Source organism: Hydrogenophaga borbori (assembly GCF_003417535.1).
Lineage (GTDB): Bacteria > Pseudomonadota > Gammaproteobacteria > Burkholderiales > Burkholderiaceae_C > Hydrogenophaga > Hydrogenophaga borbori.
The window spans coordinates 180,456-196,812 of record NZ_QVLS01000005.1; the positions used below are offsets into that span (position 1 = coordinate 180,456).

Here is a 16,357-nt window from a genome sequence, read left to right on the forward strand (position 1 = left end):
CGCTCAGCCTGCGCGCCCGTACAGGGTTACCACGGTGACGCCACCCAGGCCCGCGTTGTGCTGCAGGGCGAATCGCGCACCCTCAACCTGGCGTTCTTCGGCGCTACCGCGGATCTGGTGGGTCAGCTCGTAACACTGCGCCAGGCCGGTCGCGCCCAGCGGATGGCCTTTGGACAGCAACCCGCCCGAGGGGTTGACGACGACCGCGCCGCCATAGGTGTTGCCGTTGGCCTCGACGAAGGCCTGGGCCTCTCCGACGGGGCAGAACCCCAAGCCCTCGTAGCTGAGCAGCTCGTTCTGCGCGAAGCAGTCGTGCAGTTCGCACACGTCGATGTCCTGCGGCCCCACGCCCGCCGCCTTGTAGACCTGGTGGGCGGCCTCGCGCGTCATGTCGAAGCCCACGACGGAAATCCCCGACTTCTCGTCGAACGTGCCGGGACGGTCGGACACCAGCGACTGCGCCAGCACCTGGACGTTGGTGCCCAGCCCCATCTTCTGCGCGAACTTCTTGCTGACAAATACCGCCGCCGCGGCGCCGCAGGTTGGCGGGCAGGCCATCAGGCGGGTCATGGTGCCGGGCACCAGGGACGAGCTAGCCATCACTTCTTCCTCCGTCACCTCCTTGCGGAACAGCGCCAGCGGATTGCGCGCGGCATGGCGGCTCGCCTTGGCGCGGATCTTGGCGAAGGTTTCCAGCGAGGTGCCGTACCGGTCCATGTGCTCGCGGCCCGCCGCGGCGAAGTAGCGGATCGCCATGGGCAGCTCCGGATGGCCGAACACTTCGTCCATGACCCCGTTGAAGCGATCAAGCGGGTCGGGCCGGTCATCCCAATAGTTCTTCAGGGCACCGGAAGGCATCTGCTCGAAGCCCACCGCGAGGGCGCAGTCGACCGAGCCGTTGGCCACTGCCTTGCGCGCCAGGTACAGCGCAGTGGAGCCGGAGGCGCAATTGTTGTTGACGTTGATCACCGGCACGCCGGTCATGCCGACTTCATAGACAGCGCGCTGGCCGCTGGCCGAGTCGCCATAGACATAACCCGCATAGACGTCCTGCACGTCGGAGTAGGCGAGGCCGGCGTCCTGCAGCGCCTGGCGGATCGCCTGCGCGGCCATTTCCGGATACGGCAGGTTGTCTCCGGGTTTCTTGAAAGGGGTCATGCCGACACCGGCGACGAGAACGGGTTCTGACATTGCGATACCTCCGGGTTGATTCATCAAAACGTACGTTGAATCGAAGCGCACCGCACAATCCGCATGCTGTCCGCAACAGCGGGAAGGACGTTGTGCATGCTTTTCAGTGGGTACTATTTCGCATAAATTGGTACCATTAGATGCCCTTCATCGGTACCATGTCAAATGATTTGGTACCGAATTTGACTGGTGAAAACCCTTATGAGAAAGAATCTCACCGACGACGACTTCATGGATGCGTTGACCGATCTGCTGCTCGCGGAGGGCATCAACGGCCTGACGGTGGGCGAGATCGCCGCACGGCTGCACTGTTCGCGGCGGCGCCTCTACGACGTTGCGCAGACGAAGGAAGAGATCTTCTGCGCGGCGGCTGAGCACTTCTTCAACCGCATCCTGGGCCAGAGCGAAGCGCTGGTCGGCCGTGAGCAGGATCTGACAGCGGCGCTCGCCGCCTACCTCAACGTAGGTGTTCAGGCGGCCGGCCGGATCGGCGTCCAGTTCCTGAAGGATCTGGAATACTCCGCGACCGCCAGGAGCATCTTCGACCGCTACCAACAGGCGCGCACCATGAGGCTGTCCCAACTGATCGACGAGGGAGTGCAGCAGGGCGTGTTCGCGCCCTGCCACGGGTTGGTGGTGTCCGAACTCATCCTGGGCGCCGCGCTGAGGCTGCGCCGCCCGGCCTTCCTCGCCCAGGCCAACCTGACCATCGAGGAGGCCTTTCAGGAGTTCTACCGGGTATTGCTGGGTGGACTTCTGATCGACTCAGCCACTCCGAAAGTGACTCAGGATGGCACGCGGACAGGCCGGACTACCGCGCGGCGCACATTCGCAAAGAAAGATGTTGGTGCTGACGAGGTCGGCGCGATGTTGATGGCCGCCTGGAACCGCGATTAGTACTACAGCCGTAGCGATATCCGCTGCGGTGATGGTCTTCGAGAAGCAGGCGTTCATACCCGTCTGCAGATCTTCGGACGTCGTAGCCGTTCTGATCGTTCATCGTCTGCTCATCTTTCAGAGCTGGTCGTCCGACAATGCCAACGTGCTGGCCGCTCCATTGATCACGATGTCGCGCAGCGCGGAAGCCTCCACTAGGACGTGCGTCGCGTAGTGACTGGCCGTGATGCGCTTGGCACTCAGGAAGCCCGCATCGCCAGCGCCCGCCGCCAGTTGCGCCGTCGCGGCCTCAGCCATGCGCGCCGACAGCCAGCCCCCGATCACGGTGCCCGCCAGTCGAAGGAAGGGTACTGCGCCTGCGGCACAATCCTGCGACTGCGCATCACTGTGGACGAGCAGCCAATCAGCGCTTTCCTCCAGGGCATGAGCTGTTTTCATCAGCGCATCCCCGATTGGCTCGAGTTCCGGGTCGCGCGCATCCATCAGCCGGCGCGCATCGCTGTCGATACGAGCCAGTAACGCCTTCAGCGTGCGCCCACCCTCGCGCGCCAGCTTGCGGCCAATCAGGTCGTTGGCCTGGATGCCCGTGGTGCCTTCATAGATCGTCGTGATGCGGGCGTCGCGGAAGTACTGCGCAGCACCGGTTTCCTCGACGTAGCCCATGCCGCCATGGATCTGCACGCCGTCGGAGGTGATGCCCTGCGCGCTGTCAGTGCACCAGCCTTTGACCACTGGCGTCAGCAGGCCGACAAGGGCCTGTGCCTGCGCGCGCTCCTGGGTGTCGGGGTGACCGGCGGCACGGTCCATCTGGCCGGCGCAGAAATAGGCCAGCGCGCGCATCGCCTCGGTTCGCGCCTTCATGTCCATCAGCATGCGCCGCACGTCGGGGTGGCCGGCGATGGTGCCGCTGACGGCCAGCGCCGGCTTGCCCTGCACGCGCTCGAGCGCATAGGCCCGAGCATGCTGGTAGGCGCGCTCGGAAACGCCCACGCCCTCCAGCCCCACATTCAACCGCGCGTGGTTCATCATCGTGAACATGCAGGCCAGCCCCTGGTGCGGCTCACCGACGAGATAGCCGATGGCGCCCCCGCGCTCGCCGAAGCTCATGGACGCCGTGGGGCTGCCATGGATGCCCAGCTTGTGCTCGATCGAAGTGCAGGAAAGGTCATTGCGTTCACCCAGGGAGCCGTCGCCGTTGACCAGGAATTTCGGGCACAGGAACAGCGAGATGCCTTTGACGCCCGGCGGCGCATCGGGCAGGCGAGCGAGCACCAGGTGCACGATGTTCTCGGCCATGTCGTGCTCTCCCCAGGTGATGAAGATCTTGTTGCCGCTGATGCGGTAGTGATCCCCCTCGGGTACGGCGCGGCTGCGCAGCGCGGCCAGATCGGATCCGGCCTGCGGTTCGGTGAGATTCATGGTACCGGTCCAGCGACCTGCGATCATCGGCTCGAGAAAGCGCTGCTTGAGGGCGCCGCTGCCGTGGTGGGCGATCGCCTCCACGGCACCGAGCGTGAGCATCTGGCAGAGGCTGAAGGCCAGGTTGGACGACTTCCACATCTCCAGCACGGCGGTGGACACCAGCGTCGGCAGGCCTTGGCCGCCCCATTCGGTGGAGGCCGGCATGCCGATCCAGCCGTTCTCGCAGAAGCTGGACCAGGCTTCGCGAAATCCATCGGCAGACGTGACCTCGCCATCGTTCCAGCGCGCGCCCTGCACGTCGCCCGGACGATTCAGCGGATCCAGCACGCCAGCGGCATAGTTGGCAGCCTCCCGCAAAATTGCCTCGACCAATTCAGGCGTGGTCTCCTCATGGCCGGGCTGGGCGCAGATCGCCTCCAGGCCTCCCACTTCTTTCATCGTGAACAGCATGTCGCGCAAAGGCGCGGTGTAAACGGACATCGCTTACTCCTTGTATCCCCGCACTAGGAGTGCTTCCGATCGACCAGCAAGGGGGCATCAACGGCCAGATCGTCGGCTGATATCCATTCGATAGCGTCCAGCTTCAAACGGGTGCGTTGCTTGAAGATCTCGTGAAGAGCCTTCTCGGCCATTGCCGCCTCTCCGCCTGGGTTCAAGACGCCACGCAAGGTGATCGTTTCGCGATGCTGCTGGCTCGTGACCACCACTTGAGCTCGCTGGATAGGCGGAACCTGCGCCAACACCTCCTCGACGTTGCGCGGATAGATGAAGATTTCCCGGGCCTTTACACCCTGTCCGACCCGGCCTTCCAGAAGGTTGATGTGGCTGACGAAACCATCCGCTGAGGCGGCGCGTCCGCTGGCCACGTCGCCGGTGCCAAACCGCACGAGTGGCCAGCCACGGTTCATGGTGGTGACCACGATTTCACCGGTTTCACCCAAGGGCAGGGGAACGCCGGTTTGCGGGTCGCAGATCTGGACCAACCTTTCCGGTTGCACGGTGTAGCCTTCCTCGTCCGCTTCTTCGTAGCCGATGAGGCCGAAGTCACCGGTGGCGTATGCGGAGAAGATCTTGATGCCGTACCGGCTCTCGAGCGCGCGTCGCTTGCCCATCCAGTCGCCCATCTCCCCGCCGAGGAACGCCGACTTGAGCTTCCAGGCGCACGGCAGCGCGTGTCCCATGTTCTCCAGGGTCCGGATCAGTGTGAGAAAGAAGGCGGTGGAGGCACAGATGCAGGTGATGCCCAGTTCCAGGATCAGCTGGGCCTGCTGCTCGGCGCCACCTGGGCCGCAGGGGACGACGGTGGCGCCTGTGGCGGCGATGCCCTGATCGAGCAGCACGCCGGCGGGCACCAGGTGGTACGACCAGGTGTTCAGCACTCGGTCCTGCGGGCCGAGGCCTGCGCGCTGGAAGCAGTGGGCGAAACCGTGGCCGTCCTGGTCGTCCACCAACTGGGGTTCGTAGATGGGGCCGGGTGACACGAAGATGCGCTGGATCGCCGCTTCATCGACTGTCAGGAAGCCGCCAAAGGGCGGCGCCCGGCGTTGGCGCTCCAGTAGCGCGTCCTTGCTCGTGACGGGCAGGCGCGCCAGGTCCGCCGCGCTGCGGATGTCCTGTGGCGTCATGCGCGCGCGCTCGTAGATCTCGCGGATGGCGGGCGCCCGCTCGAAGGCGTGCTGCTGCGCCGCGCGCAGCGCGCCGAGACGATCGGATGGGAGGGAATGCGTCATGGCCCGGCGCTCCCTTACTGGCCGGTGAACCGCGGTGAGCGCTTCTCTTCGAAGGCCAGCAAGCCCTCGCGCAGATCGGCGCTGTGCGCATGCACCTCCGAGGCGAGCAGCTCTAGGCGCAGCGCGGTCTCGATGGGTTGTTGCAGGCCGTCGTCGACCAGCGCTTTCATGCGCCTCAGGCCCAGCGGGCTCTTGGCGGCAATCTTGTCCACGAGCGCCTGGGTGGCCGTTTCCAGTTCACCAGGGGCCACCACCTGGTTAACCAGGCCGGCCTCCATCAGTTCTTCCGCAGTGAGGAAGTCGCCGGTGAACAGCAGGTACTTGGCGCGTGTGGCCCCGATGATGCGGGGCAGGCGCACCGACCCCCCTCCACCAGGCAGCAAACCGTAGTTGGCGTGGGCATCGCCGATCTTGGCGCCGCGAACGGCGAGCACCAGGTCGCAGCAGAGCACCAGCTCGAGGCCGCCCGCCAGGGCCAGCCCGTTGAGTGCGGCGATCACCGGCTTGGGGAAACTGTCCAGCCGGTTCATCGTGGCCAGCACGGTGTCGAGGAAGCGGCGCGGGCCGTCCAGATCCAGATCCGATTGCGACCGAACGTACTTGAGGTCGGCCCCGGCGCAAAAAGCCCGGCCCGTGCCGGTGAGAACCACCGCGCGCACGTCTGGGTTCTTCTCGGCGTCGTTCAAGGCCTGATCGAGGCCGCCGAGCACTTCGGGCGTAAGGGCGTTCATCGCGTCCGGCCGGTTCAGGCGGATCCACATCGCACCTTGGCGGACTTCCGCGGCAACAGCGGCGGGCGGCATCGTTTCCATTTCCTGGGCTTGGTTCTTCATGGGCGGATTCTGCGATTCAAGGGTCGGTTTGGCTCTCAGGGGATTCCATTACTGCATGGTCGTTCAATTTACTTTACAGTAAAAATGATCAACAGAAAGGTCGACATGAATCCACCGATTGCATCGCAGGGATCTCCGCTGAAGGGGATCAGGATCGTTGAGTTCGAGGGCATCGGCCCGGGGCCGCTGGCCGGCCTGTTTCTGGCGCAGCTGGGCGCGGATGTCACGGTCGTGGCTCGTCCGGGTCCTGGCGCTTTGCCGAAGGACATGACGCCGCGCGAGGACGGCTTGCTGTCGCGTGGCAAGCGTCGGGTGGTTCTGAACCTGAAGCAGGAAAACGACAGGGACCGCGCGTTGGAGATCGTCGCGGCCAGCGATGGCTTGATCGAGGGCAACCGGCCGGGTGTCATGGAACGCCTAGGCCTGGGGCCCGGCGTCTGCGGGCGCTTGAACCCGCGCCTGGTATATGGGCGCATGACCGGCTGGGGACAGGACGGACCGCTGGCCCAGGCCGCCGGCCACGACATGAACTACGTGGCGCTCACGGGCCTGATGGCGCTGACGGAGCGCCCCGGCCACCCGCCCATATTGCCTCCCACGGTGCTCGGCGATGCGGCGGGCGCACTGGGCTTCTCGCTGGGCATGGTGTCGGGCCTGCTGGCCGCCAGGACGAGCGGGCAGGGCTGCGTGGTGGATGGCGCCATCGTGGATGTGCTGGCCATGCTGTCGCCGCTGGTACAGCTCGTCAGCGCCGCGGGCGGCTTCGATGCAGGCGTGCCGAGTGTGTTCCATGACTCGCCCTTCTACGACCGCTACCTCTGCGCCGATGGTCGCTACGTCACCGTGGGAGCGATCGAGCCACCGTTCTACGCACTGCTGCTGGAGCGGCTCGGGCTGAGCGACGTGGTGCTGTCCGAGCAGATGGACCGGTCCGCTTGGCCTGCATTGAAGGCGCGCATGGCGGCGCTCTTTGCATCGCGGCCCAGTGCGCACTGGACGCAGTTGCTGGAAGGCACAGACGCCTGCTACGCGCCGGTCTTGAACATGGCCGAGGCGGCCAGGCACCCTCACAACGTGGCGCGTGGCCTCTACCACGTGACACCGGCGGGCGATGTCGAGACCGTCAGAGGGCTGCGCTTCGCCGCGCTGGCGGACCGCGCCACCAGGGCCTGATCAGCCTCGGGATTTCCCTAGGCGGCTTGCGTGAATTTGACTATATAGTAAATCACTTTTATTTATAGTAGATTGGCGCTGATGCGGCGCCAACCATCGATCCAGTACAGGAGAAGCGCGTTGGAAGACATCTACGTCGTTGGTGTGGGGATGACCCCGTTTGGCCGGCATCTGAACAAGGACATCAAGCAGCTGACGCGCGAGGCCACTGAGGCGGCGTTGCTGGACGCCGGGATCCGGCGGGAGGACTTGCAGGCAGCCTTCTTCGGCAACACCTCGCAGGGCCACATGGATGGTCAGCACATGATCCGCGGGCAGATCGCCCTGCGTGCCATGGGGATCGGCCGCATTCCGGTGGTCAACGTAGAAAACGCCTGCGCCAGCGGCTCGTCCGCGTTCGTGCTGGCGTGCAACCACGTCCGCTCCGGTGCCGGCGAGGTGGCTCTGGCCATCGGTTCGGAGAAGATGTTCACCGCGGACAAGCAGAAGATGTTCTCGGTCTTCGACAGCGCCTGGGATCTGTCGAGGGCAGGCGAGATTCGCGAAAACCTGATGCTGCTCGGGCGCGACGTGGTGGTGCCGGAGGGCTCCACTTCGCCCAAGCCCTACAGCGTGTTCATGGATGTGTACGCGGCCTTCGCCCGTTCCCACATGCGCAGCTTCGGCACTACGCAGCGCCAGCTGGCGGCCGTCTCGGCCAAGAACCACGCGCATTCGGTGCACAACCCGCTGTCGCAGTACCAAGTGGCCTACAGCATCGAAGACGTGCTGGGCGCCCCGCCCATCACCTACCCTTTGACGCTGCCGATGTGCTCGCCGGTGTCGGATGGCGCCGCTGCGGTCATCGTGTGTAGCCGGTCCGCGCTCCAGCGGCTGGGCATCGACACGCGCCGGGCGATCCGGGTGCTGGCAGCCCTCGTTCAAAGCGGCTCGGACCGCAGCGAGGACGACCATGCCAGCCATTGCACCGCGCTGGCGGCCCGCCGGGCGTACGAACTGGCCGGTGTGGGGCCGGACGACATCTCCGTGGCCGAAGTCCACGATGCCACGGCCATGGGCGAAATCATCCAGTCCGAAAACCTGGGCTTCTGCGAGTTCGGCCAGGGCGGTGTGATCGCCGAGCGGGGCGACACCCGCATCGGTGGGCGCATTCCCATCAACCCCTCTGGCGGCCTGGAGTCCAAGGGGCATCCGGTCGGCGCGACGGGGCTGGCACAGGTGCACGAGCTGGTGACTCAACTGCGCGCGGAAGCCGGTACCCGGCAGGTAGAAGGCGCGCGCATCGCCCTGGCAGAAAACGGCGGGGGCCTCGAGGGCATCGAGGAAGCCGTGGCCTGCATCACCATCCTGGCGCGTTGAGCGCCCTACCCAAAGCGACAAGCAACATGGACATCAAGAACACGGTAGCGCTGGTGACCGGCGCGGGATCAGGCCTCGGCCTGGCGACTTGCAAAGCCCTGGTCGAAGCAGGCGCCCAAGTGGTGGCCGTCGATCTGGACGAAGAACGCCTGGTACGCGAGATGGCCCCGCTGGGCGAGCGCGTGCACACCCTGAAAGTGGATGTGGCCGACGACGCCAGTGTGGCGGCCGCCGTGGCGTTTGCGGTCGACACCTTCGGTGGCTTGCACGTGGCCGTGAACTGCGCGGGCATCCTGGGGCCGTGCAAGACCTTGTCCAAGGGTGAGCTCTTTCCGCTGGATCTCTGGAACCGAGTGATCGGCGTCAACCTCACCGGCACCTTCAACGTCATCCGGCACGCCGCACGTGCGATGGCGGCCAACGAGCCCAACGAGGATGGAGAGCGTGGCGTGATCGTCAACACATCGTCCGGCGCGGCCTGGCAGGGGCAGATGGGGCAGGCCGCCTATAGCGCGAGCAAGGCCGCTGTCATGGGTCTGACGCTACCGGTGGCACGCGACCTGGCGTCGCACGGGGTGCGCGTCGTCGCGCTAGCGCCCGGCCTGTTCGAGACCGGCATGTCGGCCGGCATGCCGGCCAAGGTGGCGCAAAACATCATCGACAACGTGATCCTGTTCCCGAACCGCATGGGGCAGGCGCCGGAGTTCTCGGCCCTGGTTTGCCACGTGGTGGAGAACGCCTACCTGAATGCCACCACGCTAAGCATCGACGGCGGGGCCCGGCTCTGATGCCCATCGTGCAAGCGCGCCACGACCTGAACAAGGAGACCCGATGGACATGATCCAACCTGGCAAAGGTCATTCGGCATGACGGCCGCCCACCCTGCCCACCACGACGACGTCGTGCTCTCGGCCCGCAACCTGCTGCTGCAGTTCGGTGGCATCGTCGCGCTCAACGACGTGTCCATCGACGTGCGCAAGGACGAGTTGCTGGCCATCATCGGCCCGAACGGCGCGGGCAAGTCCTCGCTCATGAACTGCCTGAGCGGCTTCTACCGCCCCAAGAAAGGTGACATCACGCTCGGCGGGCGCAGCGTGCGCCAGATGGCGGTGCACGAGGTTGCGGGCCAGGGCCTGGCCAGGACCTTCCAGGGCACGCACATCTTCTCGGGCATGACGGTGGTCGAGAACCTGATGGTGGGCCGCCACCTGCACATGCGCACGAACCTGGCGCAGTCGTTCTTCTACTTTGGCGCGGCCCGGCGCGAAGAGGTGGCCCATCGGGAAGTGGTGGAGGAAATCATCGAGTTCCTGGAAATCGAGGCCATCCGCCATGCCCCGGTGGGCAGCCTCGGCTATGGCCTTCGCAAGCGCGTCGACCTGGGCCGGGCGCTGGCTCAGGATCCTCGCATCCTCTTGATGGACGAGCCCATGGCGGGCATGAACGCGGAGGAAAAAGAGGACCTGGCGCGCTTCATCCTAGACGTGCGCGAGGCCAAACGCATTCCGGTCGTACTGGTGGAGCACGACATGGGCGTGGTGATGGACCTGGCCGACCGCATTGCGGTGCTCGACTTCGGCCGCAAGATCGCCGAAGGAACCCCCAAGGAGATCCAGGCCGATCCTGCCGTCATGAAGGCCTATCTCGGGGAGGACGGGCCATGAAGCTCCAGATCGAAACCCTGCCGCAGCTGTTGCAGCGCCGTGCGCAGGCCACGCCCGATCGGCTGTCCCAACGCCACAAGCAGCGCGGCATCTGGCGCGAGTACAGCTTCTCGGCGGTGCAGCGCCATGTGCTGGAGCTGACCCTGGGGCTGCACCGCATGGGCGTGCAGCGCGGCGCCACCGTGGCCATCATGGGCGAGAACGAGCCGCAGCACTACTGGGCCGAATTCGCGGCGCACGCGCTGGGCTGCAAGGTGGTCTCGCTGTATCCAGACCTGACGGCGGAGGAAGTCCGGTACCTGCTGGAAGACAGTGAGACGGTCTGCCTGTTCGCTCAGGACCAGGAACAGGTGGACAAGGGCCTGGAGGTCAAGGACGGACTGGGGCTGCTGCGCCACATCGTGTACTGGGACGACACGGGCATGTGGTCCTACAAGGACCCCGTCCTTAGCACCTTCGGGGCGGTGCAGCAGCAAGGGCGCGAGCTGGATGCGCAGGCCCCTGAATTGTACCGCTCGCTGGTGGCGCAGGGCACGCCCGACGATGTGGCGGTGTTGTCCTACACCTCGGGCACCACCGGCAAACCCAAGGGGGTGGTGCTCACGCACCGCTTCCTGATCGACAACGCGCAGCGCCTGATCCAGGCCACCGATGCCCAGCCGGGCATGGAGTACCTGAGCTACATCGCGCCGGCCTGGGCCACTGAGCAGATCAACGGGATTTCCATGGGCCTGGGCTTGCCCATGGTGGTCAACTTCCCGGAAAGCCCCGAGCAGGTGCTGGCCAACATCCGGGAACTGGCGGTCGAGGCCATGACCTTCGCCCCGCGCCAATGGGAAAGCATGGCCTCGTCGGTGCAGGCTCACATGCTGGACGCCGGGCCGGTGCGGCGTGCCGTGTACGAATGGGGCTTGAAGGTGGGGCATGCCTTCCACGTCGGCCGCCTGGATGGCAAGCCGGTCGGCTGGCTGGATCGCCTGCAGTTCCCCCTGGCCGAAGCCCTGGTCCTGCGGCCGTTGCGCGACCAACTGGGCCTGACCCGGTTGCGAATCGCCAGTTGCGGGGGGGCCACCATGGCGCCCGACGTGTTTCGCATGTTCCACGCCATGGGCGTGCCGCTGCGGAACATCTACGGCTCCACCGAAACTGGCCTGCTCACCTGCCACCAGGGCGAGCGCTTCGATCTGGAAACCGTAGGGCACTGGATGCAGGCGCACCCGCAGGCGGGCGCACCGCTCGAATGGCGGGTGAGCTCCGACGGCGAGCTCCAGATCCGGGGTGGGAGTCCCTTTCTGGGCTACTACCGACGGGAGGGCTCGGTCGAGTCCAAGGTCAAGGCCGGCTGGTTCCACACCGGCGATGCCGTGACCAGGACCGAGCGAGGAGAGCTGGTCTTTCTGGAGCGGCTGTCCGACCTGAAGCGGCTGCGCAGCGGTGACACCTTTCCGCCCCAATTCGTCGAGACGCGCCTTCGCTTCAGCCCCTTCATCAAGGACATCATGACCGTGGGCGATGAGCAGCGCGATTTCGTGGCCGCGCTCATCAACATCGACATGGCCGTGCTGTCGCGCTGGGCCGAAGACAAGCGCATCGGTTTCTCGACCTTCACCGATCTGTCGCAGCGGCCCGAGATCGCGGCCCTGATCAGCCAGGAAATCGCGCGTGTCAACCAGTTCCTGCCTGCGCATGCGCGGGTGAAGCGATTCGCCAACTTCCCCAAGGAACTTGATCCCGACGAAGGCGAGCTGACGCGTTCGCGCAAGCTGCGGCGCGAGTTCCTGGAGGAGCGCTACGGCGCCCTGATCCAGGGCCTGTACGACGGCTCCCGTGAGGTGCGGATCGACATCCCCGTGACCTACCAGGACGGACGCCGGAGCAACTTCAACGCGAACGTGTTCATTCACGATGCCGACGGATCCGGTGCAAACACCTCGACCGAACCCCAGCGCAGGAGGCCTGCATGAGCGATTTTCTGAACTACCTCATCAACGGGGCATTGACCGGTCTTCTCTACGCCCTGATGGCCATGGGCTTCGTGGTGATCTACCGCGCGTCCAAGGTGTTCAACTTCGCGCAGGGAGAGCTGGTCGTCTTCGGTGGTTACATGGTGTGGTGGACCATCATCCAGATGGGCATGCCGATGTGGCTTGGTCTGCCCGTGGCCTTCGCGAGCGCGGCGATCTTCGGGCTGATGATCGAGCGGATCTTCTTCGCTCGCCTCGTGGGCGAATCCGTCTTCTCGATGGTGATGGTGACCATCGGGCTGCTGATCCTGATCCGCGGCATCGTGCTGGTGTTCTTTGGCCCCCAGGTGCGCGCGTTCCCGATCATCTTTCCGATCGAACCCATCATCCTGGGTGACGTGGTCATCTCCCGCTCGCTGCTGTACGGCGGCCTGCTGACTATCGCCTTCGGCTTTGGCCTGTCCTGGTTCTTCAACCGGACCCGCATGGGCTTGACGATGACGGCCGTGGCCGAAGACCACCAGGTGGCCATGTCCATGGGTATCTCGGTGCAGCGCTCGATCGCCTTCGCCTGGATGCTGGGCGCCGCGCTCTCGACGCTGGGCGCCATGGTCCACCTGAGCGGCCGCTCCATCAACATGATGAGCTCCGACATCGGGCTGGCGGCGCTGCCGGTGGCCTTGCTGGCGGGCCTGGAGTCGCTGGCCGGGCTGCTGCTGGCCGGCATTCTGGTCGGCGTCATCCAGGGGCTGGCATCGGCCTACCTCGATCCCCTGGTGGGCGGGGCGCTGGGCTCGGTCTTCCCTTTCATCATCATGCTGCTGATGTTGTTGATCCGTCCCACCGGCCTGTTCGGCTGGAAAACCATTGAGAGGGTATGAGCATGGATCCCGCAGGCGTCTTCGCGACCTCGTTTACCCAGGACCAAGCGCTGGTGCGCACGCGCCGCCAGGCCGTGACACTGGTCCTGTTCGTGCTGGCCATGTTCTCGCTGCCCTTCGTCGCCGACGCCCGCGCGGTGGCGGTGATGACGTCGATGCTGATCACCGCCGTGGTGGTGATCGGCCTGCAGATCAACACCGGCCTGGCCGGCCAGATCAACATGGGCCAGGCGGCCTTCATGGGAGTGGGCGCGTACGCCACCGCGCTGCTGGCAACCAAGGGCGGCCTGCCGTTCTGGCTCGCGCTGCCGGCGGGCGGTGTGTGCGCGGCTCTGTTCGGCCTGGTGTTCGGCTTGGCCGCCGTGCGCATCAAGGGCTTCTACCTGGCCCTGACGACGATCGCGGCACAGATCCTGTTCCATTTCATGGTGCTGAACATGCCCGCGGCCTGGCTGGGAGGCTCCAACGGCATCACGGTCGAAGCGGCCCGGCTGTTCGGCCTGGTGCTCGACACCGACACCGGCGTCTACTACCTGTGCCTGGTGGTCGCCTGCATCATGATCGCCGGCGCCTACGGCGTGGCCCGCAGCCGGCACGGTCGGATCTTCGCCGCCGTTCGCGATGACGATGTCGCCTCCGGCATGATGGGCATCAACGTGGTGCGCACCAAGGCACTGGCCTTCCTGCTGGGTGCGTTCTACGCGGGCATCGGGGGAGGGCTGTGGGCGTACTACGTGCGCTTCGTCTCGATCGACCAGTTCACCCTGATCCACTCCATCTGGTTCATCGCCATGATCATCGTGGGCGGCATGGGCTCGGTGACGGGCGCATTGATTGGCGTGTTCGTCATCCGGCTTGCGCAGGAATCCTTCACCAGCGTGGGCCCTTCGCTGGTCGAGAGCTTCTCCTTCCTGAGCGGCGACGTGGTCTTCGCCGCGATGAACATTTTCCTGGGCGGCATCATCGCCGGCTTCCTGATTTTCGAGCCGCGTGGATTGATGCACCGCTGGAACATCCTCAAGCGTTCCTACCGGATGTGGCCCTACCCCTACTGATGCCGGATCTTCGCGGCCGTCCGCTGCGCTGGAGGACGGTCGATTCGTGTTGGACAGCGTGATCAAAATCAGGAGACTTGTGTGAATACAAACAATGGATGTCTGTCGGCCCTCGCGCGTCTGGCGCAATACGGCGCCTTGGCCGCGGGTGTGTTCGGTCTGGCGGGCACGGCCCAGGCGCAGACCACGTACAACATCGCCGGCCTGGCCGACTTCACGGGGCCCTATGCCGATGTCATGAAGGACATGACGGGCTGCCGCAAGGGCGTTCTGGACTGGTGGAGCGAAGAGGTGGGCAAGGCCCAGGGCGTGGCGCTTCGCATCAAGGAGTACGACACGCGCTACGATGTCGCGCAGGTGGCCAGCCTGTGGCCCGGCATCAAATCGGAACTCGACCCCGTGGCGATCCTGGGCATCGGCGGCTCGGACGCGGCGGCACTGCAGCAGCGCCTGCCCAACGACAAGGTGCCTCAGATCCTGGCCACCGCCGGCTATGGCTTCGCCTGGAAGAGCGACAGCTGGGTGTTCAACGCACGCGCCACCTACCCGCACGAAGTGGCGGCCTTCTACACCTGGCTGCAGAAAAAATCGGGTTCCACGGCGCCGATCAAGGTCGGCGTGATCTCGTCCGAGGTTTCCCCGGCCTACGTGGACATCCACAAGGGCACCGAGAAGTTCGCGAAGGACAACCCCAAGATCCTGGAGGTCGTGGAGACGGTCTACACCGAAGCCCAGCCGACTGACCTCACCCAGCAGGTGAACCGCTTGGTCCGCAAGGGCGCGACCGTGCTCCAGGTCTTCAACAACACGGCCTCCGTGGTGGCGACCCGCCGTGCACTTCAGAGCCTGGGCAAGACCAACATCCCCATCGTCATGTCGGCCCACAACGGCCTGGTTTCCTCGGGCAAGGCCCTGGGCGGGCTGGAGCAGATGGAGGGCAACTTCGAGGTCTACGGCATGGCCATGTCCACGGACGATCCCACTCCGGCACGCGCCTACTTCGAGCAGTTGCGCACCAAGTACAAGGCGCAGGTCAGCTACACCTCGGCCTGCATCATGGGCATGAGCCAGGGACTGATCGTGGCCCGTGCCGTCGAGCAGGCGATCAAGACCAAAGGTGCCAAGGGCGTCAAGGGCGAAGACGTGCGCGCGGCGCTGCTGACCACGCCGATGCCGAGTGAACGCAGCTTCGGCGTGCTGCCCGACCTCCAGTATGGCAAGGACGCGCCCTTCCCCACCGAAGGCCTGGCCGTGAACATCGGCACGGTCGAAAAGGGCAAGTACAAGCTGCTGGAGCAGAACGTTCCCATGCCCGTGCTGAACAAGTGGTAAATGAACCCTGGCCTGGATCCGGATCGATTCCGATCCAGGCCCACTCCAATGGAGTCCCCTGTGCTTGAACTGAACAACGTCGAGGTCCTGTACAGCGATGTCATTCTCGCGGTCAAAGGCATTTCGGCCAAAGTGCCTGCCGGGCAATGCGTGACCCTCCTGGGGGCGAACGGTGCCGGCAAGAGCACCACGTTGAAGGCCATATCGAACCTGATCAAAACGGAAGACGGCCGTGTGACGGCCGGCACCATCAGTTTCGATGGTATCGACATCGCGGGGGGCAATCCGGCCGACCAAGTCCGTCGAGGCATGGTGCACGTGATGGAGGGCCGCAAGGTGCTGCGGCATATGACGGTGGAGCAGAACCTGGTGGTCGGCGGACACATGGGCTCCGGGCGCGATGCCAGGGCCCTGCTGGACGAGGTATATGGTCGCATCAAGCGGCTTGCCGCCCTGCGTCACCGCACGGCGGGCTACCTGTCCGGGGGCGAGCAGCAGTTGCTGGTGATCGGGCGTGCCCTCATGGCCAAGCCCAAGCTGGTCATGATCGATGAACCCTCGCTGGGCCTGGCCCCGCTCATGGTGGAGGAGGTCTACGGCCTGCTGTCCGAGCTCAAGGCCAGCGGCCTGACGCTGCTGATCGTCGAGCAGAACACGCGCGTCGCGCTGGAGCTGGCCGACTACGGCTATGTGATGGAGGGTGGCCGCGTCGTGCTCGAAGGCCCGTCGACCAGCCTGCGGAGCAACGAGGACGTGCGCGAGTTCTACCTGGGCCTGACGGTGGAAGGTGAACGCAAGAGCTTCAGGGACATGAAGCACTATCGCCGCCGCAAGCGGTGGTTGGGCTGAGGGCATG

14 protein-coding genes are annotated in these 16,357 nt (G+C 65.3%); 10 read left to right on the forward strand and 4 right to left on the reverse strand.

Going from position 1 to position 16,357, the window contains the following annotated elements:
• Positions 1-3: 3 nt before the first annotated feature.
• A complete protein-coding gene (locus DY262_RS09780; RefSeq protein ID WP_070400769.1) occupies positions 4-1,191 on the reverse strand; it encodes a lipid-transfer protein in 1,188 nt (395 codons plus the stop codon).
• 201 nt (positions 1,192-1,392) lie between these two features.
• Between DY262_RS09780 and DY262_RS09785 the strand changes: the two genes are divergently transcribed.
• A complete protein-coding gene (locus DY262_RS09785; protein ID WP_070400770.1) occupies positions 1,393-2,088 on the forward strand; it encodes a TetR/AcrR family transcriptional regulator in 696 nt (231 codons plus the stop codon).
• A 117-nt stretch (positions 2,089-2,205) separates the two neighbouring features.
• Here the strand turns inward: DY262_RS09785 and DY262_RS09795 are convergent, their stop codons facing one another.
• Genes DY262_RS09795 through DY262_RS09805 form a run of 3 tightly spaced genes read right to left on the reverse strand, consistent with a single transcriptional unit; the run spans position 2,206 to position 6,073 of the window.
• Positions 2,206-3,990: an acyl-CoA dehydrogenase gene (locus DY262_RS09795; RefSeq protein ID WP_070400771.1), complete on the reverse strand. Its 1,785-nt coding sequence runs from the start codon at positions 3,988-3,990 to the stop codon at positions 2,206-2,208.
• Positions 3,991-4,013: 23 nt separating this feature from the next.
• Complete coding sequence (locus DY262_RS09800; RefSeq protein ID WP_070400772.1) at positions 4,014-5,240, reverse strand: phenylacetate--CoA ligase family protein; 1,227 nt, start codon at positions 5,238-5,240, stop codon at positions 4,014-4,016.
• Between the two features lie 14 nt (positions 5,241-5,254).
• Positions 5,255-6,073, reverse strand: coding sequence for an enoyl-CoA hydratase/isomerase family protein (locus DY262_RS09805; protein WP_425459290.1), 819 nt, complete (start codon positions 6,071-6,073; stop codon positions 5,255-5,257).
• Positions 6,074-6,178: 105 nt separating this feature from the next.
• Here DY262_RS09805 and DY262_RS09810 point away from each other — a divergent pair, with 105 nt between their 5' ends.
• The 9 genes from DY262_RS09810 (at position 6,179) to DY262_RS09850 (ending at position 16,350) form a co-directional block, all read left to right on the forward strand.
• On the forward strand, positions 6,179-7,246 hold the full coding sequence (locus tag DY262_RS09810) for a CaiB/BaiF CoA transferase family protein (RefSeq protein WP_070400773.1): 1,068 nt from the start codon (positions 6,179-6,181) through the stop codon (positions 7,244-7,246).
• Between the two features lie 120 nt (positions 7,247-7,366).
• Complete coding sequence (locus DY262_RS09815) at positions 7,367-8,605, forward strand: thiolase family protein (protein ID WP_070400774.1); 1,239 nt, start codon at positions 7,367-7,369, stop codon at positions 8,603-8,605.
• Between the two features lie 26 nt (positions 8,606-8,631).
• On the forward strand, positions 8,632-9,393 hold the full coding sequence (locus DY262_RS09820; protein WP_070400775.1) for an SDR family NAD(P)-dependent oxidoreductase: 762 nt from the start codon (positions 8,632-8,634) through the stop codon (positions 9,391-9,393).
• Positions 9,394-9,471: 78 nt separating this feature from the next.
• On the forward strand, positions 9,472-10,269 hold the full coding sequence (locus DY262_RS09825; RefSeq protein ID WP_070400776.1) for an ABC transporter ATP-binding protein: 798 nt from the start codon (positions 9,472-9,474) through the stop codon (positions 10,267-10,269).
• Positions 10,266-12,233 (forward strand): AMP-dependent synthetase/ligase, encoded by a 1,968-nt coding sequence (locus DY262_RS09830; protein WP_070400777.1) that lies wholly within the window; start codon positions 10,266-10,268, stop codon positions 12,231-12,233. The genes DY262_RS09825 and DY262_RS09830 overlap by 4 nt, the downstream gene beginning before the upstream one ends.
• On the forward strand, positions 12,230-13,114 hold the full coding sequence (locus DY262_RS09835) for a branched-chain amino acid ABC transporter permease (protein WP_070400778.1): 885 nt from the start codon (positions 12,230-12,232) through the stop codon (positions 13,112-13,114). Before DY262_RS09830 ends, DY262_RS09835 begins: the two co-directional genes overlap by 4 nt.
• Positions 13,111-14,169: a branched-chain amino acid ABC transporter permease gene (locus DY262_RS09840; RefSeq protein ID WP_070400779.1), complete on the forward strand. Its 1,059-nt coding sequence runs from the start codon at positions 13,111-13,113 to the stop codon at positions 14,167-14,169. Before DY262_RS09835 ends, DY262_RS09840 begins: the two co-directional genes overlap by 4 nt.
• A gap of 81 nt (positions 14,170-14,250) precedes the next feature.
• Positions 14,251-15,501, forward strand: a complete 1,251-nt coding sequence (locus DY262_RS09845) for an ABC transporter substrate-binding protein (protein WP_083293312.1) — start codon at positions 14,251-14,253, stop codon at positions 15,499-15,501.
• Positions 15,502-15,561: 60 nt separating this feature from the next.
• Entirely contained in the window at positions 15,562-16,350 is a 789-nt protein-coding gene (locus DY262_RS09850; RefSeq protein WP_070400780.1) for an ABC transporter ATP-binding protein, read from the forward strand.
• The last annotated feature ends 7 nt before the right edge of the window (positions 16,351-16,357 follow it).

Excerpts from the sequence above, each read along its gene's own strand:
- DY262_RS09780 (WP_070400769.1), bottom strand. The coding sequence starts at position 1,191 with ATGTCAGAACCCGTTCTCGTCGCCGGTGTCGGCATGACCCCTTTCAAG.
- DY262_RS09785 (WP_070400770.1), top strand. The coding sequence starts at position 1,393 with ATGAGAAAGAATCTCACCGACGACGACTTCATGGATGCGTTGACCGAT.
- DY262_RS09795 (WP_070400771.1), bottom strand. The coding sequence starts at position 3,990 with ATGTCCGTTTACACCGCGCCTTTGCGCGACATGCTGTTCACGATGAAA.
- DY262_RS09800 (WP_070400772.1), bottom strand. The coding sequence starts at position 5,240 with ATGACGCATTCCCTCCCATCCGATCGTCTCGGCGCGCTGCGCGCGGCG.
- DY262_RS09805 (WP_425459290.1), bottom strand. The coding sequence starts at position 6,073 with ATGAAGAACCAAGCCCAGGAAATGGAAACGATGCCGCCCGCCGCTGTT.
- DY262_RS09810 (WP_070400773.1), top strand. The coding sequence starts at position 6,179 with ATGAATCCACCGATTGCATCGCAGGGATCTCCGCTGAAGGGGATCAGG.
- DY262_RS09820 (WP_070400775.1), top strand. The coding sequence starts at position 8,632 with ATGGACATCAAGAACACGGTAGCGCTGGTGACCGGCGCGGGATCAGGC.
- DY262_RS09825 (WP_070400776.1), top strand. The coding sequence starts at position 9,472 with ATGACGGCCGCCCACCCTGCCCACCACGACGACGTCGTGCTCTCGGCC.
- DY262_RS09830 (WP_070400777.1), top strand. The coding sequence starts at position 10,266 with ATGAAGCTCCAGATCGAAACCCTGCCGCAGCTGTTGCAGCGCCGTGCG.
- DY262_RS09835 (WP_070400778.1), top strand. The coding sequence starts at position 12,230 with ATGAGCGATTTTCTGAACTACCTCATCAACGGGGCATTGACCGGTCTT.
- DY262_RS09840 (WP_070400779.1), top strand. The coding sequence starts at position 13,111 with ATGAGCATGGATCCCGCAGGCGTCTTCGCGACCTCGTTTACCCAGGAC.